22 protein-coding genes are annotated in these 25,410 nt (G+C 60.8%); 6 read left to right on the top strand and 16 right to left on the bottom strand.

The window, feature by feature from the left end:
- Positions 1–62: 62 nt before the first annotated feature.
- Entirely contained in the window at positions 63–1,640 is a 1,578-nt protein-coding gene (locus AC2FLX_RS13010) for a bifunctional metallophosphatase/5'-nucleotidase (RefSeq protein WP_480751253.1), read from the top strand.
- Here AC2FLX_RS13010 and AC2FLX_RS13005 read toward each other — a convergent pair whose 3' ends face one another.
- A complete protein-coding gene (locus tag AC2FLX_RS13005) occupies positions 1,641–3,464 on the bottom strand; it encodes a tetratricopeptide repeat-containing sulfotransferase family protein (RefSeq protein ID WP_496810758.1) in 1,824 nt (607 codons plus the stop codon).
- A gap of 21 nt (positions 3,465–3,485) precedes the next feature.
- On the opposite strand from AC2FLX_RS13005, the gene AC2FLX_RS13000 reads away from it, so the two are divergent.
- On the top strand, positions 3,486–4,160 hold the full coding sequence (locus tag AC2FLX_RS13000; RefSeq protein ID WP_496810757.1) for an SOS response-associated peptidase: 675 nt from the start codon (positions 3,486–3,488) through the stop codon (positions 4,158–4,160).
- A 52-nt stretch (positions 4,161–4,212) separates the two neighbouring features.
- The gene (mnmH, locus tag AC2FLX_RS12995; RefSeq protein ID WP_496810756.1) at positions 4,213–5,265 is read left to right on the top strand and encodes a tRNA 2-selenouridine(34) synthase MnmH; all 1,053 of its coding nucleotides are present in this window, start codon (positions 4,213–4,215) and stop codon (positions 5,263–5,265) included.
- On the opposite strand, the gene selD is transcribed toward mnmH, so the two are convergent.
- From selD to AC2FLX_RS12960, 7 genes are read right to left on the bottom strand one after another with little or no spacing between them, the layout of a single operon-like run.
- Complete coding sequence (gene selD, locus AC2FLX_RS12990; protein WP_496810755.1) at positions 5,256–7,415, bottom strand: selenide, water dikinase SelD; 2,160 nt, start codon at positions 7,413–7,415, stop codon at positions 5,256–5,258. The two genes, mnmH and selD, sit on opposite strands and share 10 nt — an antisense overlap.
- A gap of 5 nt (positions 7,416–7,420) precedes the next feature.
- A complete protein-coding gene (locus tag AC2FLX_RS12985; RefSeq protein ID WP_480751259.1) occupies positions 7,421–7,807 on the bottom strand; it encodes a Na+/H+ antiporter subunit G in 387 nt (128 codons plus the stop codon).
- 7 nt (positions 7,808–7,814) lie between these two features.
- Complete coding sequence (locus AC2FLX_RS12980; protein ID WP_480751261.1) at positions 7,815–8,084, bottom strand: K+/H+ antiporter subunit F; 270 nt, start codon at positions 8,082–8,084, stop codon at positions 7,815–7,817.
- Positions 8,081–8,578, bottom strand: a complete 498-nt coding sequence (locus AC2FLX_RS12975) for a Na+/H+ antiporter subunit E (RefSeq protein WP_496810754.1) — start codon at positions 8,576–8,578, stop codon at positions 8,081–8,083. Before AC2FLX_RS12975 ends, AC2FLX_RS12980 begins: the two co-directional genes overlap by 4 nt.
- Entirely contained in the window at positions 8,575–10,116 is a 1,542-nt protein-coding gene (locus AC2FLX_RS12970) for a monovalent cation/H+ antiporter subunit D (RefSeq protein ID WP_496745701.1), read from the bottom strand. The genes AC2FLX_RS12975 and AC2FLX_RS12970 overlap by 4 nt, the downstream gene beginning before the upstream one ends.
- Positions 10,113–10,472 (bottom strand): Na+/H+ antiporter subunit C, encoded by a 360-nt coding sequence (locus AC2FLX_RS12965; RefSeq protein ID WP_480751267.1) that lies wholly within the window; start codon positions 10,470–10,472, stop codon positions 10,113–10,115. Before AC2FLX_RS12965 ends, AC2FLX_RS12970 begins: the two co-directional genes overlap by 4 nt.
- Position 10,473: 1 nt before the next feature.
- The gene (locus AC2FLX_RS12960) at positions 10,474–13,350 is read right to left on the bottom strand and encodes a monovalent cation/H+ antiporter subunit A (protein ID WP_496810753.1); all 2,877 of its coding nucleotides are present in this window, start codon (positions 13,348–13,350) and stop codon (positions 10,474–10,476) included.
- A 251-nt stretch (positions 13,351–13,601) separates the two neighbouring features.
- Between AC2FLX_RS12960 and AC2FLX_RS12955 the strand changes: the two genes are divergently transcribed.
- The gene (locus AC2FLX_RS12955) at positions 13,602–14,054 is read left to right on the top strand and encodes a rhodanese-like domain-containing protein (RefSeq protein ID WP_496810752.1); all 453 of its coding nucleotides are present in this window, start codon (positions 13,602–13,604) and stop codon (positions 14,052–14,054) included.
- The gene (locus AC2FLX_RS12950; RefSeq protein ID WP_480751271.1) at positions 14,051–14,875 is read left to right on the top strand and encodes a CE1 family esterase; all 825 of its coding nucleotides are present in this window, start codon (positions 14,051–14,053) and stop codon (positions 14,873–14,875) included. The genes AC2FLX_RS12955 and AC2FLX_RS12950 overlap by 4 nt, the downstream gene beginning before the upstream one ends.
- Here AC2FLX_RS12950 and mdoH read toward each other — a convergent pair whose 3' ends face one another.
- The 7 genes from mdoH to AC2FLX_RS12915 form a co-directional block, all read right to left on the bottom strand.
- Positions 14,876–16,747 (bottom strand): glucans biosynthesis glucosyltransferase MdoH, encoded by a 1,872-nt coding sequence (gene mdoH / locus AC2FLX_RS12945; RefSeq protein WP_496745697.1) that lies wholly within the window; start codon positions 16,745–16,747, stop codon positions 14,876–14,878.
- Positions 16,744–18,243, bottom strand: coding sequence for an OpgD/OpgG family glucan biosynthesis protein (locus AC2FLX_RS12940; protein ID WP_480751275.1), 1,500 nt, complete (start codon positions 18,241–18,243; stop codon positions 16,744–16,746). Before AC2FLX_RS12940 ends, mdoH begins: the two co-directional genes overlap by 4 nt.
- Positions 18,240–19,457 carry an OpgC family protein gene (locus AC2FLX_RS12935; RefSeq protein WP_480751276.1) on the bottom strand — a complete coding sequence of 406 codons (1,218 nt, stop codon included), beginning with the start codon at positions 19,455–19,457 and terminating at the stop codon, positions 18,240–18,242. The genes AC2FLX_RS12940 and AC2FLX_RS12935 overlap by 4 nt, the downstream gene beginning before the upstream one ends.
- A gap of 29 nt (positions 19,458–19,486) precedes the next feature.
- Positions 19,487–20,857, bottom strand: a complete 1,371-nt coding sequence (locus AC2FLX_RS12930) for a tetratricopeptide repeat protein (protein ID WP_496875442.1) — start codon at positions 20,855–20,857, stop codon at positions 19,487–19,489.
- 180 nt (positions 20,858–21,037) lie between these two features.
- Entirely contained in the window at positions 21,038–22,222 is a 1,185-nt protein-coding gene (locus AC2FLX_RS12925) for a CaiB/BaiF CoA transferase family protein (protein WP_496810998.1), read from the bottom strand.
- Positions 22,209–23,828, bottom strand: coding sequence for a thiamine pyrophosphate-binding protein (locus AC2FLX_RS12920; protein ID WP_496810997.1), 1,620 nt, complete (start codon positions 23,826–23,828; stop codon positions 22,209–22,211). The genes AC2FLX_RS12925 and AC2FLX_RS12920 overlap by 14 nt, the downstream gene beginning before the upstream one ends.
- 77 nt (positions 23,829–23,905) lie before the next feature.
- The gene (locus AC2FLX_RS12915; RefSeq protein ID WP_480751282.1) at positions 23,906–24,370 is read right to left on the bottom strand and encodes a DUF302 domain-containing protein; all 465 of its coding nucleotides are present in this window, start codon (positions 24,368–24,370) and stop codon (positions 23,906–23,908) included.
- 147 nt (positions 24,371–24,517) lie between these two features.
- Here AC2FLX_RS12915 and AC2FLX_RS12910 point away from each other — a divergent pair, with 147 nt between their 5' ends.
- Positions 24,518–24,877, top strand: coding sequence for a DUF1636 family protein (locus tag AC2FLX_RS12910; RefSeq protein WP_496745687.1), 360 nt, complete (start codon positions 24,518–24,520; stop codon positions 24,875–24,877).
- On the opposite strand, the gene AC2FLX_RS12905 is transcribed toward AC2FLX_RS12910, so the two are convergent.
- A complete protein-coding gene (locus AC2FLX_RS12905) occupies positions 24,865–25,347 on the bottom strand; it encodes a hypothetical protein (RefSeq protein WP_496810996.1) in 483 nt (160 codons plus the stop codon). The genes AC2FLX_RS12910 and AC2FLX_RS12905 overlap by 13 nt on opposite strands.
- Positions 25,348–25,410 lie beyond the last annotated feature (63 nt).

The following is a 25,410-nucleotide window of genomic DNA, read 5'->3' as shown; positions in this document are numbered from 1 at the left end:
TTTGACTCTGCCAAAGACCCGGCGCACGATCCAAAGAAAAACAACTTTAGGGAGTCAACCAGATGTTCACCCGATTTCTGACCTCGGTTGCCGCGCTTGGCCTGACCGCCGGCGCGGCGGTGGCCGAATACAAGCTGACCATTCTGCATACCAATGATTTCCACGCCCGCTTCGAGCCGATCAACAAATACGATAGCGCCTGCGATGCCGAGGACGACGCCGAGGGCAAGTGCTTTGGCGGCACCGCGCGGCTTGTATCCGCGATCGAGAACGCGCGTGCGCTAGCCGGCAACTCGATCCTTGTCGACGGCGGCGACCAGTTCCAGGGCTCGCTGTTCTATACCTATTACAAGGGAAAGGTCGCGGCCGAGATGATGAACAAGCTGGGCTATGACGCGATGACCGTGGGCAATCACGAATTCGACGACGGCCCCGAGGTTCTGCGCGGCTTCATCGACGCGATCGACTTTCCCATCCTGATGTCGAACGCCGATTTCAGTGGCGAGGAACTGCTCGAAGGTGTGCTCAAGAAATCTACCGTGATCGAGGTGGGCGGCGAACAGATCGGCCTGATCGGCCTTACACCCGTCGACACGCCGGAAATCGCCTCGCCCGGTCCCAACGTCACCTTCTCCGATCCGGTGCCCGCCGTACAGACCGAGGTCGACAAGCTGACGGGTGAGGGCATCAACAAGATCGTCGTGCTCAGCCATTCCGGCTATGCCGCCGACAAACGCATTGCCGCCGAAACCTCGGGTGTCGACGTGATTGTGGGCGGGCATTCCAATACGCTTCTGTCCAACGTGCTCGAAGACGCGGTCGGCCCCTATCCGACCATGGTCAACGGAGTGCCGATCGTTCAGGCCTATGCCTATGGTAAGTTCCTGGGCGAGTTGAACGTCACCTTCGATGACGACGGCAACGTCACCGTCGCCGAGGGCGAGCCGCTGATCATGAACGCCACGGTGACCGAGGACGAAGCTACCGTTGCGCGCATCGACGAGTTGGCGCAGCCGTTGGACGAGATCCGCAACAAGGTTGTCGCCAACGCCGCTGCTCCGATTCAGGGCGACCGCTCGGTTTGCCGCGTGCAGGAATGCGAGATGGGCAACCTGGTGGCCGACGCAATGCTGGATCGGGTAGCGGATCAGGGCGTGACCATCGCCATCGCCAACTCGGGTGGGTTGCGCGCCTCGATCGATCCCGGCGACGTGACGATGGGCGAGGTCCTGACGGTGCTGCCGTTTCAGAACACGCTATCGACCTTCCAGATCAGCGGTCAGGGCATAATCGACGCGCTGGAAAACGGCGTCAGCCAGGTCGAAGAGGTCAAGGGCCGCTTCCCGCAGGTGGCGGGCATGACCTTTACCTGGGACCCGTCGATCGCACCGAACGAGGGCCGGGTGGTCGAGGTGATGGTGGCCAGCGACGATGGTTTCGTGCCCATCGACCCGGCGGCAACTTATCTTGTGGTGACCAACAACTATGTCCGCAATGGCGGCGACGGCTATGACGTGTTCGCGGGTGACGACAAGAACGCCTATGACTTCGGTCCCGACCTGGCCGATGTCACCGCGGAATACCTGGCGAAAAACGCGCCCTATCAACCTTACGTGGACGGCCGCATCATCCAGAAATGATCAGTCGCGGATCTCGGGCCACAGCCCCGGGTCCAGCCCGTCGATGAACGGCGCCAGCATCTCGGCATGCTCGCGCCACTTCCCGATCGAGCGGGAATGCACGCTCTGGCGCAACTGCGTGTCGCTGAAGGTCAGAACCTGTCCCTCATGGCGTTCGGGGTGCGCCATATTCTCGACCCAGTCGAGGCCGCAGAACTCTGCCAGCTTCTTTGTCTCGCCCTCAATGTCCGAAACCAGGGTTTCATAACGCAGTTCGAATACCCGCCCCGGCATCACCTTGTGCCAATGCGCCATGACGCGGGCGTGAAAATTGAACCGGTCGGCCATGGCCGCAAGATCATAGGCATAGGTCATCGACCCCCCGGCAAAATGGGCCTGCCAGATCGACAGGGCGACATCGCGCGGATCGCGCCTGAGCTGGACCATGCGCGCCTCGGGATGCGCCTTGGACAGGAAGCCCAGCAACCGGTAATTCTCGGGCATCTTGTCAACATAAGCCTGCGCCTTGCGTGCAAATTCCGGCAGACGCGCACGGTCTGCCTCGGCATAGGCACGCGCGGCATCCGTGTCATAGGGCGTGTTGTCGGTCAGATAGTGATCGAGCAGCAAGGCGGGCACCGCGCGCTCTCCCAAAGACACCACATCGGGATGCGCCGACAGCAGTACTTCGGTCAGGGTCGTGCCCGAACGCGGCATGCCGACGACATAGATCGGGCGTGGCGACGCGGGTTCGAGTGGCGAAGTCACGGAATTCTCATCCGGAAACCGAACTTGCACCGATGTCAGCGATTGCGCCGTCTCATTTGCGTCATAGGGGGCCTTTGCCGCCATCGCTGCGTTGGCCTTGCCCAGATGCTCGGCAAAGCCCGGCATGTCACCCGCCTGTTGGGCAACTCGCGCGCGGGCAAAATGCAGATAGGTCCGGTCCGGCGCGTCCTTGGGCAAGGTCTTGAGCGCCTGTTCGACCCGGGGCGCAAGTTCTGCATTTTGCTCAGCGCTGTTCATCCGTGCCAGCGTTTCCAGCGCCACCGGATCCCCCGGAACCAGTGCCAGAACCGCTTCGCATTCTGACCGAGCGCCTTCGCTGTCCCCGTTCGACAGCAACTGCGTCGCCAGCCGGTGCCGCGCCTCGGCGTTGTCGGGGGCCAGCGCCACGGCCTTGCGCGCCGCCGCCGTCGCATCGTCGCTGCGGATCAGGCGGGCAAGTGGCAGGCTGATATCGACCAGCGTTTCCACGTCATTGGCGTTCATCGCCAACAACGCTTCGAAATCCGCAACGGCACCCTCATAGTCACCAACAGCCTTGCGCAACACACCCCGCAGCCGCAAGGCGCGATAGTTCCGTTTTTCGAGGCGTAGAACCTCCGAGACGCAGTCCATCGCGCCGTCATTGTCCCCTTGTGCCATCAATCCCTGCGCTTTGATGTAAAGCGCGCCGATATCCTTGGGATGAGCCTGCAACACCTTGTCGAGCATCGGCATCGCCGCGTCGGCCCGACCCAGAAACACCAGTGTCTGCGCCATGTTCTTGCGCGCGTCCTGAAACCCGGGATCAAGGCTGAGCGCCTTCTTGAAATAGGGCACCGCATCCTTGTGCTTGCCCAGCCCCGACAGGCAGATGCCCGCGATATTGGGAAAGGCCGGATGGGACTTGTGCCGTTTCATACCCGCCTTCGCCCCCTTGAGAGCGGGTTTGAGCCGCCCCTGATTGAGCAGCATCACCGTGGATTTCAGATCGTTTTCGAGTGTCATGACACGGGTTACACCGGCAATCACGGACAGGTGCAAGAGAAATCCTGTGAGCCGGGGAATTGCATTCGTCATTTCCGGCCCTAAGCTGCGGGGATGTGCGGTCGATTTGCCATAACCCTGCCAAGCGACGCGATGGCGCAGCTGTTTGCAGCGCAGCCAGCGAATGCTTTGCCGCCGGTGCCCAACTACAACGTCTGTCCGACCAATCAGGTGCATGTGATCCGCGCGGCAGAAACCGGTCGACAACTTGTACAAATGCGGTGGGGTTTCCTCCCGCACTGGTACAAATCGCACAACTCGGGTCCGCTGCTGATCAACGCCCGTGCCGAGACCATCGCCGAGAAACCGGCCTTTCGCGCCGCCTGCCGCGAGCGCCGCTGCATGATCGTGGCCACCGGTTTTTATGAATGGACTAAGTCGGATCAAGGTCAACGACTGCCCTGGTACATCCGTCGCCGCGACGATGCCCCCATTGCCTTTGCCGGGGTCTGGCAGGATTGGGGGCCCGAGGGTGCCCGCGAAACCACCTGCGCCATCGTGACCACGCAGGCCAATCAGAGGATGAGCGCCGTTCACCACCGGATGCCGCTTGTTCTGGAAAGTGAAAACTGGCCCTTGTGGCTCGGAGAAGCGGGCAAGGGGGCAGCGCGCCTGATGCAGCCGGGAGGTGAAGATGTTCTGGGATTTCATCGGGTTGGCGTTACCGTCAATTCCAACCGGGCCAGCGGGCCGGATCTGATCGAACCCCTGGCCACTGGCGCTGATTGATGTATGCCTACGGCCTCTTTCCCTTTGTCTGCGGGCGGGATAGACGGTCATCATGGCACTGAATTTCAACACCTTACCCGAGCTTTACGCCCACGGTTTCGACACCGTGATCGACGTGCGCAGCCCGGCGGAATACGCCGAGGATCATCTGCCCGGAGCAATCAGCCTGCCGGTTCTCGACAACGAGGAACGCGCGCGGGTGGGTACGATCTATAAACAGCAAAGCCCGTTTCTGGCCCGCAAACTGGGGGCCGCGCTGGTATTCCGAAACGCCGCGGGTCACGTGGAACAGCACCTTAGCCACCATGATGGCAACTGGCGGCCACTGGTTTATTGCTGGCGCGGCGGGCAGCGCTCCGGATCGTTCACATGGATGCTGCAACAGATCGGCTGGCGCGCCGACGTGATCGAGGGCGGGTATCGTACCTATCGGCGGCTGGTGAACCGGTATCTCTATGACGATCCCCTGCCGCATCGTTTCATTGCGCTGGATGGGTATACCGGAACCGCCAAGACCGAGCTTCTGGCGCGCCTCGGTGCGCGCGGTGCACAGGTGGTAGACCTGGAGGGGCTGGCCAATCATCGCGGCTCGCTATTGGGGGAAATGCCTGGCGGGCAACCCAGCCAGAAAGCGTTTGAATCGGCCCTTGCCGGGGTGCTTTGCGCGCTTGATCCCACACGGCCCGTCGTGGTCGAGGCGGAATCATCGAAGGTGGGTGAACGCATCCTGCCGCCCAGTCTGTGGTCATCACTCTGTGCGGCACCCCGGATTGAAATCTCCGCCCCGATCGAGGCGCGGGCGGCGTATCTCGTTCGTGCTTATGATGATATCCTTTCGGATGGCGACCGGTTGCGCGACCGGTTGAACCCATTACGGTTTCATAGGGGACACGATGTGGTGGATACCTGGTTCGGTCTGATTGAAGCCGAGGACAAGCAAGGGCTGACCCGCTTGCTGATGGAGCAGCACTATGACCCGGCCTACACGAGGTCGCGCAGGGCGCGTGCGGCCGAACCGCTGGCGCGCGTCACCGCGCAATCATTGGATAGTGCGGGCCTGGATCACGCTGTAGCACAGATCGAACGGATTCTGTCTCAGCTCTGAAGGGTCAGACCGGGCCTGTCGGTTAACCGACCGATGACTACGGCCGGGTATCCGGCGTTTCGTAGCTCTTGCAATAGTTTTTCGGCATCCTTTGGGGAGACAGCCGCCAGCAAGCCACCCGAAGTCTGCGGGTCGAACAACAGATCGGTCTTGCCACCTTCGGGCAACTCGGGTGTCAGCCCCCGGTTGTCCGTGAACAGGGTGGATCGCACGCCTTTTTCGGCCAGGTCCAACGCTCCTGCCATGACCGGAATCACATCCAGATCGAGTTCAGCACCGCATCCTGATGCCTCGCACAGGCCTTGCAGGTGTCCGGCAAGGCCAAATCCGGTCACGTCGGTCATTGCATGAGCCTGCGAAAGTATCGCAGATGCATCGCCTAGGGGCTGAACCATATGTTCGTACGCGGCGGCGATCCAGGCGCCGTCTGCCTGTCCGGCCATCTCGGCGGCCATCAGAACACCGCTGCCCAATGGTTTGGTCAGAATCAGGCTGTCGCCCGCCATGCCGCCCGACAGGGTGATCGGGTCGCGGTCGCACAGACCTGTTACGGTGAAGCCGATAGTCATTTCGTCGCCCATCGAACTGTGGCCACCGATGATTTCCGCCCCGGCCGCACGCATGACGCAGTTCGCGGCGGACATGATCTCGGCCATTGTGCGCCGCTGCAAGTCGACCGACATGCGTGGCAGGATCAGGGTCGCGGTTGCCGCCTGTGGCTGTGCGCCCATTGCCCAGATGTCGCCCAGTGCGTGCACCGCTGAAATACGGGACATCAGGACCGGATCAGCCACCAACGCGCGCAAATGGTCCGAGGTCATGACCTGACGCACCCCGCCGGTCGTGAGCAGGGCGGCATCGTCGCCCGGCAGCGGTGTCACATCTGCCCGTTCGTGGTGTGGCAGGGCAGCCAGCGCTTCGCGCAACGCGCCTCGCCCGATCTTGGCGCCGCACCCTCCGCACATTGGTTTGTCGCCAAGCGCCTCGCGCAGGCCTGTCGCATGGTGGCGGGGCAGGGGCGGCAGCGACATCCGGGGCAGGTCGCGGAACCGGTTCATGAATTTCTGGTCGATGTGGTTTTTCCACCGCCACATCAGCGGACCGCTGAAAGATGTTCCGAACCGTTCGCCGAGCGCGGATTTTCCGCCCAAACTCACCAGTTTCAGATAGTCCTTTTGCGGAACATAGCGGCGCATTCGGCCCGACCCCAGCGCGGCGCACAGATTGTCGAACAGAACCGGTGCCTCGCGCACCGCATAGACCCCGGCCTTGGGGCGCGGATCTTCGGCCAGATGAGCGCAGTCGCCCGCGGCAAAGACATTCGGGTCGCTGGATTGCAGACAGCCGTTCACCGAGATGTAGCCATCATGCAGTGCCAGACCGGATTCAGCGATCCAGTCATAGGCGCGCGCACCCGCAGCGCCAGTGACGAATTCGGCTTCGATCCGGCGTCCATCCGTCAGCGTCAGGCATCCGAGTTCGATGCTTTCGACACCGGTATTCTCGATCACGTCGATACCCAGGTCCGCCATCGCCCGCCTGATCCGCGCGGCAGCTTTAGAGCGCGTGGCGGTCAGGGCCGTTGCCGCGTCGATCAGCGTCACCCGCGCCGCGCGGCTGCGACTGCGCAGGGCATGCGCCATCGCCATCACCAGTTCGACCCCGGCCACGCCGCCGCCGATCACCGCGACCGAAGCAGGGCCCGCCCCATTCAGATATCCGGCCCAACGCGCGGCGAACGGACCGAGCGGCTTGGCCGGTATCGCGTGCTCGGCGAAACCGGGCAGCGCCGGCATGTCCGAGGTGATGCCGACATTCACCGATGCCACGTCGAACCCGATGGGCGGCCGGCCGGGTACAAGCACCTCGCGCCGGGAAAGATCGATGCCCTCGACCATGCCCAGAACCACGCGCGCCCTGGCGAACCGGGCAAGTCGAACCAGATCGATATCCAGTTCCCACCGGTCATAGTGCCCCGCCACGAAACCGGGCAGCATGCCGGAATAAGGTGCGGTCGGACCGGGGTTGATGACGGTAAGCCGCGCACCTGGCAAAGGGTTCATGCCCCATTTGCGTAGAACGAGGGCATGGGTATGTCCGCCGCCAATCAGTACCAGATCGCGGGTCAGGGGCAGGTGCGGTGTTTGCATGGGCGTCAGTTGGTCGTCGGGTCCTGTGCGTCTTCGTCCTGCGGGGTGGCATGGGTGGCCCAGACGCCATCCTCGCCAACACTTGGCAGGTCTTCGGGGCGTACATGACGGTGAATGTGCCATTTGGCAATGAACAGGGCCGTGATCGGGGCAGTCAGAAACAGAAACAGGGTGATCAACAGCTCATGCAGCGACAAGTGATGCTCGATAAGGACGGAATGGCCTATCGAGGCAAGCAGAACGCCGCCAACCCCAAGCGTTGTTGCCTTGGTTGGGGCGTGCAGGCGCGACATCGGGTCCTTCAGCTTGATCATCCCGAACGAGCCGACAAAACCGAAAATACCCGAGACGATCAGAAAAAAGCTGATCAGGAGTTCGAACAGAATTTCCATGTCGCCCTCACTCGATGATGTTGCCGCGCAGCATGAAGCGCGCATAGGCCACGGTCGATACAAAGCCCAGCATGGCGATGATCATCGCGGCTTCGAAAAATATTTCGGTGCCGATGAACAGCCCGTAGAGTACCAGCAAGGCGATGGTGTTGATGACCATTGTGTCCAGCGCCAGAACCCGAGTTCCGACGCCGTCGGCGGTGATGATGCGCCATAGACACATGATGATGGCCGCTCCGAAACAGGCAAAGGTGAAATAGATCGCGTAGGTGATCATTCGAAAATCTCCTTCAGGCGGCGTTCGTACCGTTGCTTGATCTCGTCGCGCACAGCGTCCGGATCGGGCGCGTCAAGGCAGTGCACCAGCAAATAATGCCCCTGTGCCGACAGATCTGCGCTGACGGTGCCAGGGGTCATGGTAATGGTGCCGGCCAGAACAGTAATAGCTTCGGGCGTGCGCAGTTCCAGCGGAATGCTGATCCAGGCGGGCTGCCGGTCGGCATCGCGTTTGAACAGAACGATCCGGGCCACGGCGATATTGGCGACGATGATGTCGTATAGCGCGACCAGGATGTATTCCGCCACCATCGGCCAGTTCCGCAGCTTGGGACGGTCGGGCCAGTAGGGTTGGGTGACAAACGGGATGACAATCCCCAGGAACAAACCGAATACCAAAGAGTTCAGTGAAGGTGCGTTGGCCAGCAACAACCAGACGACAGTCAAAAGCACTGACATGTGAGGGTGCGGGAAAACCCGGCGTATCAGTTTCATCCCTGTCCTCCGCTCAGAACAGCATCAATATAGGTTTGCGGCGCAAAGAGTTGTGCCGCTGTGGCCGAAGCATACTCCAATGCCGGTCCCGAGAAGAGGGTCAGCAGGACCAGACCGGCCACAACCCCGAAGACGGCGGTGAAGGCCAGCCCGGATGGTGACGCGACCGGTGCAGGATCTTCCGGCTCAGCATCCGATGCAGGTTCCAAGGGGCTTTGCGCCTCGTAGCTTTTCCAGAAGATCAGCGACCCTGCCCGCGCCAGTCCCACGATGGTGACGAAAGAGCTGATCAGGATAACCGCCCAGATCAGCGCATAATCGGTGGCGTCGCGCACCGCATCCAGCACCAGAAGCTTACCCACGAAACCCGACAGCGGCGGCATCCCGGCAGCAGCAATTGCGCCGATAAAGAACAACGTGGCGATCAGGCCGTTTTGTGCCATCGGTGGTTTGCTCTCGATAGCGCCGCCGCGGCGCTCCATAACCAGATCGGCGATGAGGAAAAGCAGGGCGGTCGCAAAGGTCGAGTGCACGATATAATAAAGCGCCGAGGCCGCCGCCTCGACGTTGAACAGCGAAATCGCGATCAGCAACGTTCCCATGGACGCGATGGCCGCAAAAGCGACCAGACGGGCAATGTGCTGTGCGCCGAGAATGCCGATGGTGCCGACCGCCAGCGTCAGAACCGCCGCAGGCAACAGCCAATCCCCGACCAGCCCGTGCGATATCGCGACATCGGGACCAAAGACCAGCGTATACATCCGCAGGATCGAGTAGGCGCCCACCTTGGTCATGATCGCAAAAAGTGCTGCAACCGGCAACGGCGCGTTGGCATAACTGGCGGGCAGCCAGAAATGCAGCGGCAGGACTGCGGCCTTGATGCAGAAAACCAGCAGCAGCAACACCGCGCCGACGCGCAACAAAGCGGTGTCCTCGGTAGGCAGTTCCGCAACTTTCACCGCCAGATCAGCCATGTTGAGCGTTCCGGTGATGGAATACAGCGTGCCCAGAGCAAAAAGGAATAGGGTGGATCCCAGCAGGTTATAGGTGACGTACTGCACGCCCGCCTTCAGCCGCACCGACCCACCACCGTGGATCATCAAACCGTAGGAGGCGATCAGCAGAACCTCGAAAAACACAAACAGGTTGAAGGCATCCCCTGTCAGGAATGCGCCGCAGACCCCCATCAACTGGAATTGAAGCAATGGGTGGAAATGCCTGCCACGTTTGTCCCAGCCGGATCCGATGGCGTAAAGCAGGACCGGCAGCGCCAGAATCGCCGTCAGCAGCACCATCATGGCCGACATACGGTCGAGCACAAGAACAATGCCAAACGGTGCCGGCCAGTTTCCAAGTTCGTATATCTGTATGTCCCCGGTCGCGGCTTGCGCCGTCAGCGTCAGGGCGACGCCCAGCAAGCCGACCGCGCCTGCGACGGAAAAGATGCGCTGCAGGTCCAGATGATGGCGCAGGACCATGACGATGAACGGGGCCAGGATCGCGGGCAGAACGATCGGGGCGACGATCCAGTGGTTCATGCCTCTTCTCCTGCCTCATCCACGCTGTCGTGGGCGGTCATGTCTATGTGATCGTCCTTGGATGACAAATAGGCGCCGAGCGAGATGATCACGATCACCGCCGTCATCCCGAACGAGATCACGATAGCCGTCAACACCAGCGCCTGTGGTAGCGGATCGGTATAAGCGACCTCCTTGTACTTGTTCAGAACCGGAGGCGCGTTCGTGGCCAACCGCCCGGTGGCGAACAGAAACACGTTCACCGCATAACTCAGGAACGACAGCCCGAGGATCATGGGAAAGGTGCGGCGACGCAGGATCAGGAAAATCCCGGCGGCGGTCATGATGCCAACGGCGGATGCAACCAAAGCTTCCATATCAGGCCTCCTCCCTTTCGCCGGTTCCTTCGGCTTCATCCAGATTATCGCGCATCGGGTTGATATCCATCGGGTATTTCTGGGCAATGCCCGGCTGCCAGGCAAATCTCGACAGGCTTTCAAGCGCCAGCATGACCGCACCCAGAACGGCGAGGAACACACCGGTGTCGAACAGCATCGCGGTGGCCCACTCGAACTCTTCCAGAGGCGGCCAATGGAGGTAGCCGAAGTCACTGGTCAGGAACGGCATGTCGTTGAACCAGGCGCCAAGGCCGGTGGCCGCCGCGATCAGCACGCCCCAGCCGATGGTGGCGTGGTAATAGAACCGCTGCCGCTCGGCGGCCCAGGTGAAACCGCTGGCCATGTATTGCATCAGGAAGGCTATGGCCACGATCAGGCCCGCGATGAACCCGCCGCCCGGCTGGTTGTGTCCGCGCACAAAGATATAGGCGCCGACCATAAGGGCAATGGGCATCATCACGCGGGTGACGACAACCATCATCAGCGGGTGCGAATCTCCCGACTGCGGCCAGTGCGGTTTGCGGTTCAGCAGATAGGCGCGAACCTTGGTCGCGAGAACAGCCTCGGTCAGGGCAAAGATCACCAGGGCCGCGATGCCAAGAACGATGATTTCGCCAAAGGTATCAAAGCCGCGGAAGTCCACGAGGATGACGTTTACCATGTTGGTGCCGCCACCGCCCTTGTAGGAGTTGGCGAGGTGGAAATCCGAGATGGTCGGAAAGGCGAAATCCCGCATCATCATCGCATAGATCAGGCCGCCGGTTCCCAATCCGGCCACGACAGAAATAGCTGCATCCCGCCATCGCCGCTGCGGAGAGCTGTCCCACGGTGTCACGGTCGGCATGAAGTTCAGTGACAGCAACAGCAGGATCATGGTCACCACTTCGACCGAGATCTGGGTCAGCGCCAGATCGGGGGCGGAAAGATAGTTGAAGGCCATCGACACGATCAGCCCGACAACGCCAATCAGGACCAGTGCCAGCAGGCGGTTTCGGTGGAAATACATGATCGCCATCGTCGCGCCGACCAGACAGATCCAGCCGATGATCGGGATGATCGGGGCGGGCAGGGGAACGCGCGTGGGGGCGCCGATGCTGCCGCTGGAATAGGCGTAATACCCAAGACCCACGGTGAACGCGACGAAAATGACGGCATAGCGGCTGAGTACACCGTTATGCAGACTGTCGGTGATCCAGCGGCTCATGGCAGTAAAGGCGCCGATAACCGCGTCGAAGATGGTCTTTGCTTCGGGGCGCGGCAGGCTGTTCCAGATCCGCTCGAGCGTTCCGTGCTGCCAAAGCAGGACAAGTCCGCCGACGGTTGCCACTGCCGACATGTAAAGCGCAGGGGTGAAGCCGTGCCAGATCTTCAGCGAGTAATAGGGCAGGTGGTCGTCGCCAATGACGGCAGTCGAGGCAATTGCAACCAGCGGACCAACAATCGCTTTGGAAAAGAGACCGATGGCGATCACCAGCATCACCAGAAACGCCGGCGACAACCACATGCCGACGCCGGGATCATGCGGTGTGGCCGGGTAATCGTCGCGTTTGGGACCCAGGAATACATGCGCGATGAAGCGGAACGAATAGGCCGCCGAAAACAGTGAACCCAGCAGTGCGAGGCCCGGAACCAGATAGTGTGAGTGATGCCAGACGGTGTGCACGGTCTCTTCCAGCATCATCTCCTTGCTGAGAAAGCCGTTCAGCGGCGGCAGGCCCGCCATCGACAACGCGGCGATGGTGGCGATGGTAAACGTGATCGGCATCAGGTGCCGCAACCCGCCCAATCGTTTGATGTCGCGTGTATGCGCCTCGTGATCGACGATACCTGCGGTCATGAAGAGCGCGGCCTTGAACGTGGCGTGGTTGATGATGTGAAACACTGCCGCCACGGCGGCAATCTGGGTTCCAAAGCCCAAAAGCATGGTGATCAGGCCCAGATGGGAGACGGTGGAGAAAGCCAGAAGCGCCTTGAGGTCGTCCTTAAACAGCGCGATGACCGCGCCGATCACCATCGTCACCAACCCGGTGGTGGCGACGATGTAGAACCATTCGGAAGTGCCCGCCAGCGCAGGCCACATCCGCGCCATCAGAAACAGCCCCGCCTTGACCATCGTGGCCGAGTGCAGATAGGCGGAAACCGGTGTGGGTGCCGCCATCGCGTGCGGCAGCCAGAAATGAAACGGGAACTGCGCCGATTTGGTAAAGCAACCGAGCAGAATCAGAATCAGCGCAGGTAGGTATAGCGGCGAGGACTGGATGATGTCCTTGTTCTGCAGGATCGTACTCAGGTCATAGGACCCCACGATATTGCCCAGAATCAGCATGCCCGCGATCATCGCCAATCCACCCGACCCGGTCACCGCCAGGGCCATGCGCGCGCCTTGACGGCCTTCGGGCAGGTGCTTCCAGTACCCGATCAACAGGAAGGAGCTCAGCGAGGTAAGCTCCCAAAATACTATAAGTAACAATATGTTGTCGCTCAGAACGATGCCCACCATGGCGCCCTGAAACAGCAGAAGGTAGGAATAGAACTGGCCCATCGGGTCTTCGCGCGACAGGTAAAAACGTGCGTATAGGATGATCAGAAGCCCGATTCCGAGAATGAGCGAGGCAAACAGCAATCCCAGCCCGTCCAGCATGAAATTCGCGTTCAGACCCAAACCCGGTATCCAGTCGAACCGGGCTGTCACCAACTCGCCTCTCATTACCGAAGGCACGTGAATCAACAACCCTGCGAGGGCCAGAAAACTGGTCAGTCCGGCGCTCGATGCAGCGGCGTTTCGGCCGGCGCGGATCAACAGGGCGGGAAAGACAGCTCCGATAAAGGGAAGGGCCGCGATGAGGAAGAGTGACAACGGTAGCCTCCGGGTGTTGCGCGCAAATTAAAGGAAATCAGTAAGGATTTTTGCCCGAGTGTCCAGTTTCGAAGGGGATTTCCGGTTTTTCTAGGGCCAAGGAGGCAGGAAAATGAGTCCAAGCGCGTCTTGACGCATTCTTGATCGTGGCCCGGCAAAGTACGGGCGCGGGCGGCGTCAGGTTGTGGTAAAAGTGTTTTTGGAAAAGTCGAGTTTCATATATGGGTTTTGAGTTGAGCAGATCCCCAAAGTTGTCACGCCGCCTTGTATTGATGGCGGCCGCTGCACTGGCAGTCGGCTGGGGCGTCCGTGAATACAGGCTGATTCCCGAAGACTATGGCGGTGGGCGTCTCAGCGTATCCGAAGCTCACCAAAAAGCGACGGACAACGAGATATTGCTGATCGATATCCGAACACCGCAGGAGTGGCGCGCATCCGGCGTCGGGGAAGGTGCCAAACCACTCGACATGCGGCGCGAGGATTTCATCGACGCTCTGACAAGTATTGTCGGGGGCGACACCAGCCGCCCCATCGCGTTGATTTGCGCGCGCGGCGTGCGCTCGGCCCGGCTGAGCAACAAGCTGACCCAGGCCGGGTTTTCCGCTATTATCGACGTACCCGAGGGCATGCTTGGCTCTCGTGCCGGACCCGGTTGGGTCAGAACCGGATTGCCGGTGTTGAAGTATGACGGAGAGACGGGATGATCCGAGCCCTTGGTCTGGCCATGTGCCTTGCAACATCGGCCTCAGCGGTATCCGCCATGTGCGGCCCTGATGCGGGTGTATGTGAAACCGCCATGGGCGAATATCACATCGAACTGCCCGAGCAGACCAATCCGCCCTTGGTGATCTTCCTGCACGGCTATGGCGGCAGCGGCGAAAGCACAATGAAGAACCGGACCATGGTCGAGCCGCTGTTGGCACGAGGATATGCGGTGATGGCGCCCATGGGCGAGGTGCGGCCCAACCGGCGGCGCAGCTGGAACTTTTATCCCGGCCGCGACCGCGAAGGGCGCGACGAGACCGCCTTTCTGACCTCGGTTGTCGAGGATGCCGCACAACGGTTCGGTGTCGATGGGGAACGTGTGGTGCTGGCCGGGTTTTCCGCAGGCGGCTTTTTGGTCAACTACCTGGCCTGCGACGCGCCAGACGCGTTTTCGGCCTATGCACCGGTGTCCGGCGGATTCTGGCGTCCGCACCCGCAAAGCTGCAAAGGGCCGGTAAAGCTGTTTCACACCCACGGTTGGGCGGATAACGTGGTCCCGCTTGAGGGCAGGTTTCTGGGCGGCGGACGCTTTCAGCAGGGGGATATCTTTGCCGGGCTGGAGATCTGGCGTGCGGCAAACGGATGTGTCGACAACATCCCCGACAGCATCGGCAACAACGATCAGTTCATGCGCCGGAAATGGACCCGCTGTTCAGATGGCAGCGCGTTGGAATTTGCGCTGCATTCCGGTGGGCACAATGTTCCCAGTGGGTGGGCCGACATGATGGTCGATTGGTACGAAGGGCTGCCCGGCGGCTGATCATTCCGCCGGGGTCATGTTACCCTTGCCCTCCAGCAGCGCCTTGAGTTCGCCACGGTGGCGGCGAGCGGTGCGGGTGATTGCGGGTTCGCGGAACTCTTCACGCATACCAAGCAAACGTCGCGCCGCGCCCGCCGAGACTCCGCTGAGCGCCGAAAGAGGCACGGCAAGCGCCAGGCTGATGGCGATGGGCGCCAGCCAAACCGAGACCAGACCAAAGAAAATTCCCGCGCCCAGTGCCAGACCACTGACGGTTTCCAGCGCATGGCAGACGACCAATGTCGTCAGGCTGTAACGTCCTCCGTCGCGAGCCTGGGGCGACCAGCCCTTTTGCAGGCCAAGCGCGGTACGAAACACGGCGATCATCTGTTGTACCATCAGGATCGGAGCATAGAGGATCGACAGGATCAATTCCGACACGAACGAAACGCCAAAACGCCAGCCGCCGCCAAAATCGGCATAGCGCGCTCCGCTCAGCGGCAGGGCGGCGATACCCAGCAGCTTGGGGGCAAGCAACATCGCATACATAACCAGAATGATCAGCACATGACGCGTCTCGGACATCTCGGGCCATTGCGGGAAAAGCGGATTGTCGGGACTGAAGTAGTGCAGGACAGACGCGTCCTTGCCCTCACCGATCAGCGCCCACATCAACAGCAGGGCAAACCACAGCGGCGACATCAGGTATCCGACCGCGCCGTGGAACATGTGAAAGCGTGAAATCGGGCGGAATCCGCGCGAGTTCAGCAGTTTCAGGTGTTGCAGGTTGCCCTGACACCAGCGGCGGTCACGCAGAATATGGTCGATCAGGGTCGGGGGCGTTTCTTCGTACGAGCCACGGATGCGCGGCAGAAAGCGTACGGTCCACCCGGCGCGGCGCAACAGGCCAGCCTCGACGAAATCGTGGCTCATGATCAGCTTTTCACCGCCGGTCAGCGAGCGCAGCTTTGGCAATCCGGCACTGCTGGCGAAGGCTTCGGTCCGGATGATCGCGTTGTGGCCCCAATAGTTGCCCTCTTGTCCGCACCAGCGCGACAGCCCCTCGGCAAAGGCCACCCCATAGACACCGTTGGCGAACTGCTGCATCCGGGCAAACATCGACTGTGCGCCGATCAGTTGCGGAAAGCTCTGGATGAGGCCTGCACCCGGATCGCGGGACAATGCATCGGTCAGCCGGGTGATTGCGCGGCCCGTCATCAGGCTGTCGGCATCCAGCACCAGCATCGCATCCCAGTCGCCACCCCAACGGCTGACCCAGTCGGCGATGTTGCCGACCTTGCGGTCGGTATTCTGTTCACGGCGGCGATAATAAAGCTCAAGATCGGGGGCGAGCGTAGTGCGCAGCGCTTCTACACTGGCCTGCTCTTCGGCGGCAATGGCGGGGTCGCGCGTGTCGGACAGGATGAACATCGCATAGCGATGTGCCCCGCCGCGTGCGTGCAATTCTTCCAGCATCGAGCGGGCATTGCCCAGCACATACCACGGAACCTCGTTGTAGACCGGCATCAGCAGCGCCACGCGAAGGGGCTGAGATTTGGCCTGACGCTCCGGTTTCCCCTGGCGCGACAGCGAAACCATGCCCAGGACGACGGTGCTGACGGTAAAGGCGATCCAGAAGAAATTGAACGAGATCAGAGCCAGCAGAACAGCCTCGATCACACTGAAACCGTCGCCTGAAAACCAGTCCTGCATCACCCACAACAACAACAGGGTTGCTGCCATCGCGGGCGAAAAAGCAAGCGCTCGCCACAGGGTAATAGACTGCGCGGGCTGCGTGCCGGGTGCCTTGGCATCCCGGAACTCACACCCGAAATCCTGCGCCGGCATCGCCAGCGGTGCTTCGGGCGGCATGATGTGCAGATCGCGGTTCATGCAGTCCACCTGTACAGCCAGACTTCGGAAGCAGGCTCGCCATCGCTGCGCAATTGCGCGCGCAGCTCCACATGGTCGCGTTCACCCGGTTCAAAGGAAAACGCCAGTCGTGCGCCGCCGGTATCGGGGTTGCGTTGCAGGACCGGGGGTGCGGTTTCGACATGGGGTGACTGAACGATGACGGTCAGCGCGTCCAGATCGTCGAACACTTCGTTGGCCTCGAAATCGATCACGACCAGCCGACCAGACCCGAATGTCTTGTCACCCATCGCGGTGTTGATGACGCGCGGCATCGGTGTGCGCTTGGGTTCCTCTCCCCAAAGCAGACGATAGGCCAGGTCGATCTGGCTGCCCGGTGTGTAAGCTTCCGCAGGGCGCCAATAGGCGACGATGTTGTCATAGATTTCCTGATCCGCCGGAATTTCGACCAGCGTCACGGTTCCCTTGCCCCAATCCCCCTTGGGTTCGACCCAGACACCGGGGCGTCTGTGATAATGCGCCTCAAGATCTGCGAAATCCGAGAACTCCCGCGCCCGCTGCATCAGGCCGAATCCACGCGGGTTTTGGTCGACAAAGGACGAAACCTGCAGGGTTTTCGGGTTGGCGAGCGGGCGCCAGATCACCTCTCCGGCACCGTTGCGGATCATCAGCCCGTCGCTGTCGTGAACGGCGGGGCGGAAATCGTCGAACCGCGTGCGGTTGGTCTGATCATATAGGAACATCGAGGTCAGAGGACCGATGCCCACGTGGGGCAGCTCCTCGCGCGGGAACAGCGTCGCCTGCACGTCCATTTCACAATCCTGCCCGGGCGTGATGTCGAACCTGTATGCCCCGGTCACGCTGGGGCTGTCCATCAGCGCATGCACGATCATGTTGCGCTGTCCCACGGCGGGGCGCTCCAGCCAGAACTGGATGAATTCAGGGAATTCCTCGCCATCCGGGTCACCAGTTTTCAGCGCAAGACCACGTGCGGACAGGCCGTACGCCTCGTGCAGGCCGATTGCGCGGAAATAGCTGGCGCCCTGAAACACGCAGAACTCATCGGTCTTGCCGGGCCGGTGCATTTCAGTGCGCAGGCGCAGGCCGGAAAAGCCGAGCGTATCGCCGACAGGCAGTTCAGGGACTTCGTCGGACTTGTCGAACATCGACAGATCGAACCCCACCGGCGTTGCCATTCCGCCTTGGACCGAAAACACCTGGACCGAGCGCGGGAAATAGAGCCCCGGCGCAAAGAAATCGATGGAATAGGGGGTTTCCGTGCCGTACCACAGGCCCTTTTCGATCCGGAACCGGATCGATCGATATTGCTCATAGGTCAGGTTGCGCCACGCTTCGGGCACCGACTCGCGTTCGGCATAGGGGCGGCTCGCCAGGTCACGGGCCTCGGCGATGACCATGTCATGGCTGAACGGAACTGCCGACCCGGTCGCAAATGCGGCGGGCGTCAATGCCAGGGCCGAAGTTGATGCAAGAAATGCGCGACGTGTGAATTTCATTTCTGAGACTTCCAGGGATGCGACTTGAACCAGCCCGCCACATAGGCAACGCCGATCAGCATGGCAAAGCCGATCATGTTAATGACAAAGACGGTGATGACATCGCGTTCGACATGTTCCAGAACCACCCCGATCAGGCGGGCGGCGGCCATGGAAAACACGAACACTGCAAGGGATTGCTGTCCAACCTTGGTGATGACGGTCAGCAAAAAGCGCCAGACCTGGGCTCCAAACCCTTCGCCCTCGGCAACGAGGCGCGAGCCATGCTCGCCCGCGACTACCCAGCCGATATAGGCCAGCGAAAGGAAATGCAGATAGCGCAACAAGCCGAATTCGGTCTTGCTACGCAGCTCCTCGGTCAGCGGCCAGGTCTTGCGGATCTGGTCTGCGACATCGCTGTTCCAGGCATCGACCCAAAGGAACACTTTCCACGACCCGAACGGAGCGGACAAGACCACAAACAGAACGCAGATCCACATGAGGGTTTTCGATACCGGGGGGGCTGGAATCCAGCCGCGCATGAAGGCAAAGCCGGTAAAGAACAGCAACTGCCAGGCGAAGGGATTGAAGAACCACTGACGGTCCGACCATGGCTCGGCTGGAAGCGCCAAGGCGCCGGTCTGAGCGATCATCCAGATGCCGAGGGACGCGGCTGCGACTGCCCAGAACCCGATCTGTTTCAGCCCCATCATCAGCGGCATCATCGCCAGAACCACCAGATACATCGGCAGGATGTCAAAATAGTTCGGCACATAAGTCAGGGTGAACATCCCGACAATCTGCGGCATCGGATCGTTGAAGAAATGCTGCAGATTCAGAGATGCAACATAACTTTTGTCAAAATATCCGGACATGTCCAGCGCGGCCATGGACATGGCGACAAAGAAGAACAGACCGATATGCGCCCAGTAGACCTGCCAGGTGCGGAACGCGACGCGCGCGGTTCCCATCCACCAACCCTTGCGTACGAACGCGCCACCAAAGGCGATGGCCGAGGCCATGCCTGAACAGAACACAAAGATCTCGGTGGCGTCCGAGAACCCGAACCGCGCCGGAATCCATTTTGCCCAAGGATCATTCGGCGTATGGGCAATCAGGATAATAAACATCGCGATGCCGCGATAGAAATCCAGTCGCGGATCGCGTGTTCCCACGGCGGCCTTGGATCTGGCCACCGCCGGTGCAAAATCAGTTGCGGGCGAAATTGTCGCCATGCGTTTTCTGTCCTTCCAGGTTCTTTGGTTTATTCGGCGGGAACGCTTTGCGCGCCTTCTCCGCCACGTGCCGCGTCGATCAAGGCGCGGCGGGCAAGGGCGTAATTGTCCTCACCCCCTGATCTTTTGGCGCGGCGGTCGTCAAGAATACGCTCGACCGCATCCAGTCTGCCTGCTCGAATTCCAGCGTCGATTGTGATCCGTTCGAACACATCCCGCTGAGCATGCGACCCGCCCGCAAGTATCATCGAACCACGGGCGGCCGCCAGATGATCGAAGGCAACCCCGTATTGGGCGTTACCAAAAGCTTCCAACCCATGCGCTGCCGCGACTCCCGGGTCTGCCATACGGCGTGTTGTATCATCATTGGCCAGCTTTGCATCTCGGTGGATTCGCTGAAGCATTTTCGAGATTGCGCTATCACGATTATCGCCTGTTAAAGCAAGCAAATAATGCAGGTCTGCGAAGATCAGGCAGCCATCTTCCGTTCTGGCGGCACTCAGGTCGGCCAATTCTTGCCAACGGTCGCCTACGTCGATGCCTTCCAGCTCCAGTCGGCTCAACAGCGAGGTCGCATTCGAGATATCGCGATAGTCGTCGGTCCGGTCCTTGCGAACCTCCTGATCATAAAGATCCAGGGCCTGGTCGATCTGGCCGAGATCCAGATGCATCAGCGCCTTGTGCCACCAGACGTGATAGCGGAAGTTGTTACAGTGCTTCCAGGCATCCTCGCGTCCGGATAACCATTCCAGACCCTGCGCTGCATTTCCTGTCATATCGTGGACATGGGCGACCGCATGCAGACCCCACGCATCGTCCGACACCATCCACAGCGCCTGACGGCCCGCGATTTCCGCCTTTTCGTAAGCGCCGGTTTCTTCCAGCGCAAAGGAGTGGCACCCCAGCAGATACCCACGGCCCCGATGATCCGGTTCATAGGCGGGCATCACACGCTCGATCGACCGCCGCATGCCTTCGGGATCGCCCAGAACGAATCTCACCGCGTGGCTGAGCTTCATCGCCAGCGTATCCTGCGGGTGATCGCGCAGGATGGCTTCGAACTCCTGAATTGATCTGGACGGGCCACCGGCAAGCCACAGACGTAGCGCCTCGACAAAATGGCGCTCGCGCTTCGAGATCGGTTGTTCTGCCATCGCCGCTTCGGCCGACGCCAGCGCGTCGGAGGCGATGGAGAACAATTCGCGCCGCCCCAGAAGCAGCATGAACAGCCCTTTGACAGCATGCCCAAGGGCAAATCCGGGTTCCAGTTCCAGTACTTTGCCCAAATGTTGCGGCGTGACTGCGGAATGCGCCATGAACCCCAGCAGAACGCCATCCCACGCCTCGACACTGTCCGCGTGGTACAGGCTGTTCATTTGTCCGAATACGTCTTGTTTCATGCGTGGGTCCAATCCATTGGGTGTTAGGTCTGCGCTTGACTTAACAAACTCTATTGGACCCCCGTACCAGTATCGACGGTGCTCGCGAATTGGTGAAGGGAAGTGTGTCGATTTCGCGAAATAATCCGCCGATTCAACGGCATGTTTCAGCAAACCCCTGCATATCGGGCGTGATGTGTTTCAGTTTTTGAATGGGTCATCGGCACTCAGAACGCGATCTGTGTCAGCTCCGAAAACCGGCGGGGCGTGGCGATAGCTCACCGGTGTACGCGAAAACTTCAGAGGATTGCCAATCAGATGCACCTCGCCGGGCACCGCCTGCATGTCGATCTGCATGTCCCGGGCCGCAACCTGATCCGAGCTGAAAACCTGATCCAGCGACCGGACCGGACCAACCGGAACCTTCAATCCCTCAAGGCCGGTGATGACATCCGCGGTCTGCCGTTGCACCAAGGCAGGTCGCAGAAACGCGTTCAGCGCATCGCGGTTTTCCAGCCGCGCCGGATTGGTGGCAAAACGTGGGTCGTCGGGCAGGGCGTCCAGCCCGACATAACCGCAGAACCGTCTGAACTGACTGTCGTTCCCCACGGCAAGGATTACATGCCCGTCCGAAGTTTCGTACACGTCATAGGGTACGATGTTCGGATGCCCGTTTCCGCGCCGTTGTGGAACCTGGCCCGATGTCAGATAGTTCACGCCCTCGTTGATCAGCCAAGCGACCTGCGCGTCGACCAGCGCCAGATCGATCTGTTGTCCTTCACCGGTGCGTTCCTTGTGCCGCAGAGCTGCCAGAATGCCGACGCTGGCGTACATCCCGCACATCACGTCGGCGATTCCGACGCCCACTTTCATCGGTGCGCCGTCCGGTTCGCCGGTTAATGACATGATCCCGCCATAGCCTTGCGCCATCAGATCATATCCCGGCTTGGCCGAGTTCGGCCCGGTCTGCCCATAGCCGGAAATGGAACAGTAAACGAGACCGGGCAGATCTTTGGACAGTGTGTCATAGTCCAGACTGTATTTCGCCAGCCCGCCGGGTTTGAAATTCTCGATCAGGATATCGGCATGCGCTGCCAGCCGCCGGATCTCCGCCTGCCCCTCGGGCGTTGCTATGTCGATGGCCACGGATTTCTTGTTTCGGTTGGCGGACATGAAATAGGCGCTGAGGTCGCTGCGGTTGCCCTCGCCATCCTCGACATAGGGCGGCCCCCATTGACGGGTATCGTCGCCCCTGGTCGCGGGGTTTTCGATCTTGATGACGTTTGCACCCAGATCCCCCAGCAACTGGGTGCAGGTAGGGCCGGCCAGAATGCGGCTGAGATCCAGCACCTTGACGCCTGTCAGCGGTCCTTCAGATACGGTCATCATAGCCCCCCCGTTCGATTTCCGCCGCAATGACCGTAAACCGGTCCGCTTGCACGGCTTCCTCAAGCGCGATCCGCAACTCGGCCCGGTTACGCACGGTGTGGCCGTACCCGCCAAAGGCATGCGCCATCGCGGCATAGTCGTGGTGTTCGAAATCCACGCCCCGGTTCGCCATCTGACGGCCGCGCTGTTTCAACTCGATCAGTGCCAGCGACGCATCGACGAAGACCAGAAAGATCGGATTTCCACCCATTTCGCGGGCGGTTGCCAACTCCCCGGCCACCATCAGGAAACCGGCATCGCCGGAAAAGCTGATCACCGGTCGATCCGGTTCGGCCAGTTTCAGCCCGATCGCCATCGGCACGGCGCAGCCCATGGTGCACAGCGCCGAAGACTGGATCAGCCCGCGCGGCTCGAAGCATTCCCACATTTGGCTCAGCAGGATGCGATGCGCGCCACTGTCGGCCGTGGCCAGCGCATTGTCGGGCATGACAGCGCGCGTCTCGGCGATGACGGCTGCAGGCCCCCATTCGTCGTCGGACGGGAAAGCCAGCGCAAGCGCCTTGCGCACCTGCTCCGGGTTGCCGTCCGGCCAAGTCTCTCGTGCCGGGACGCCCTTGGCCATTGCTTCCAGCGTCGCTGCGGTGTCGGCGACAAAACTCAGGCTCGCCTGATGCATATAGTGATCGTTCTGCACCGCCGAGATGTCGATGACGCGCTGTTCATTCGGGTCCCAAACTTCGCGCCAGCCGGGGCGCATTTCGATCGGGTCATAACCGATACAGAAAATCAGGTCGGATTTTTCCACCAGTGGCAGCAGGTGTTTGTCCGCTAGCGGCGACAACCCGGCACCGCCCAGACACAACGGGTGATCCTCGGGCAGAATGCCCTTGGCTTTATAGGTGGTGACAAAAGGAATTCCGAAATGCTCAAGAAATGCCCTGAGTACCCGGTGCGACCCGTCATAAAGCGTATCGAGGCCGATGATCGCAACGGGGCGCTCGGCCTCGGCCATCCAGTGGCGGGCCTTTTCCAGGCAGGTTCCCTGCGGCGTCACCGGCGCGGCAGCGGCCAGCCGCCGCAATCTCGGAACCGAAACGCGCGCATCGGCCACCGAGATCGGCACGTCGATATGCACCGGACCGGGGCGGGCCTGTGTTGCCAAGGAAACCGCCTTGTCGGCAACGATGTCGGCCCCGTTGGGCGTTAGCACGAAGGTTCCCTTGGTGATCGAGCGATAGACCTGCGCGTGATCCATCACCTGATGCGTATAGGTCAGCGCCTCATCCGCATCGACGCAACCGGTCAACACGATCATCGGCACCCGGTCCTGAAACGCATTTGCGACCACGTTGATGCCATTCATCGCGCCCGGACCCAATGTAGCAACCAGAATGGCGGGCGCGCCGTCGCGGTGGTGGACCCCCTCGGCCATGAACCCGGCAGCATTTTCATGCTTGGCCAGATGAAACTGAATCCCAGCCTGTTCCAGCGCGTCGACCAGGGTCAGAACCTCACCGCCCGGCATGCCAAAGGCGTGGCGGCAGCCGGCCTCGTATAGCCGTCTTGCCAAAAGATCCGCTGCGCGGGGCACGATTTCCTGCATCTCAAACGCTCCGTTCGTTTTCGACAGGCAGATTGCGGAGTGAGCAGGAAGGTGCAAGCGCCTTCACGCCGGTGTGACTATTTTACTGCCGATTCCGCCACGGATTGGAACTTTCCGTCCAATTCCTGTGCAATGGCGGCCAGTTCATCGCCGCCCTCGTCCAGATAGGGCGCAAAGACGAAACTTGGCGTCTTGTAGGACAGCGTTGCGGTACCGTCCGCGTTTTCTGTGACGTAGAAACGGATCGGCGCCTCGATCATGGCTGCCGTCGATGTCTCCAGCACGCGCACGGCATAGTCGTTATTGAACGCCCCCATGACACGGTTGCCGGGGATGGTGATGCCGCGCGCCGCCGCAGCCTTGGTCGGCCCCGCCTGCGTCACTACGATCAGGCCGTTGCCCTTGATCGCCGCCGCGGTGTCGGAGACAAGATCTTCATAGGTCTTGGTAGATTGATGAACTTCCCATCCTTCGCGGGGTTCCAGATCACCGGCCCAAGCGGGCAGGGCGGCAAGGCAAAGGATTGTCCACAGACGTTTCATCGTTCCAGCTCCGGTTGGTTTGACAAGACTGTGATGCCAGATTTTGCATATGTCCGGTGTCACAATCCCGTGTCCATCCGATCAAACCCGGCTTGCGCATGCAGGTCGAAACCCGCAATAACGGCCCGACGCAAGCATGGGCCATACATGACCACCCAACGTATTCGATTGCTGATCTGTTCCAGCTGCCTTGGAGCGCGGGATCGCGAGGCCGAGCGTGATGCCGTGACAGATGCGCTTGCAAAGGCCGGGCTTTCCGATCGGGTCGAACTTACGCAACACGCCTGTTTCAGCGCATGCGAGCAACCGGTTGCCCTGGGGTTGCAGGGGCAGGGACTGGCCTCGTATGTCTTTTCCGACCTTGATCCGGTCAAGGATGCTGACGACATCGCCGCCACTTGCCAGACTTATCTGGACAGCGCCTCGGGCTGGATCGAAGACGCCCGACCATGCGGGCGGCTTCGCCTGTGCCTGCGCGCGCGGATACCGGCGATTCAGTCGACCTGAACCGCGACCGAGGCGGCGACGGGCACGTCATCCACGGTCAGCTGGCTGTGATCGTTGGCGTTCAGAGAGACTTCGATCTCGACTTCGCCTTTGGGCAATTCGTCGATATGCATCCACTCGCCATAAAGACGCGCCAGCTTGGCACCATTGACATAGACATGCGCATGGCCTTCGCCCGGCCTGTCCGCCAGCGAGGCATTTTCCGGGGAAAAGCGGAAATTCCGCGGAATGACATGCAGATTCCAACCGGCCATCGGATCTTTGGCAAGCATGACCTCAAGGCCCGGTGCGTCCGCGCCCGATGAAAAATTTACGGTTGTGGCATGATCATGTGAACCGGCTTCGCCGTGTTGGGCCGGGTCGCCGTGATCGTGGCCTTCAAATGTCACGCCATAACCCGCCGCCGTCACGAAACCTGCGCCAGCGCCAAAGATCAGGCCGATGCCGAAAAGTGCGAGAGATCGGAACATCTCGTATCCTTTTGATATAAATAATCCCGCCGGGCGTCTGGCCCGGCGGGATGCATCAGCAAA

The organism is Ruegeria sp. YKSF57 (assembly GCF_059612585.1).
Note: the sequence above shows the minus strand (reverse complement) of the source record. Positions and strands in the feature narration are given on the sequence as shown.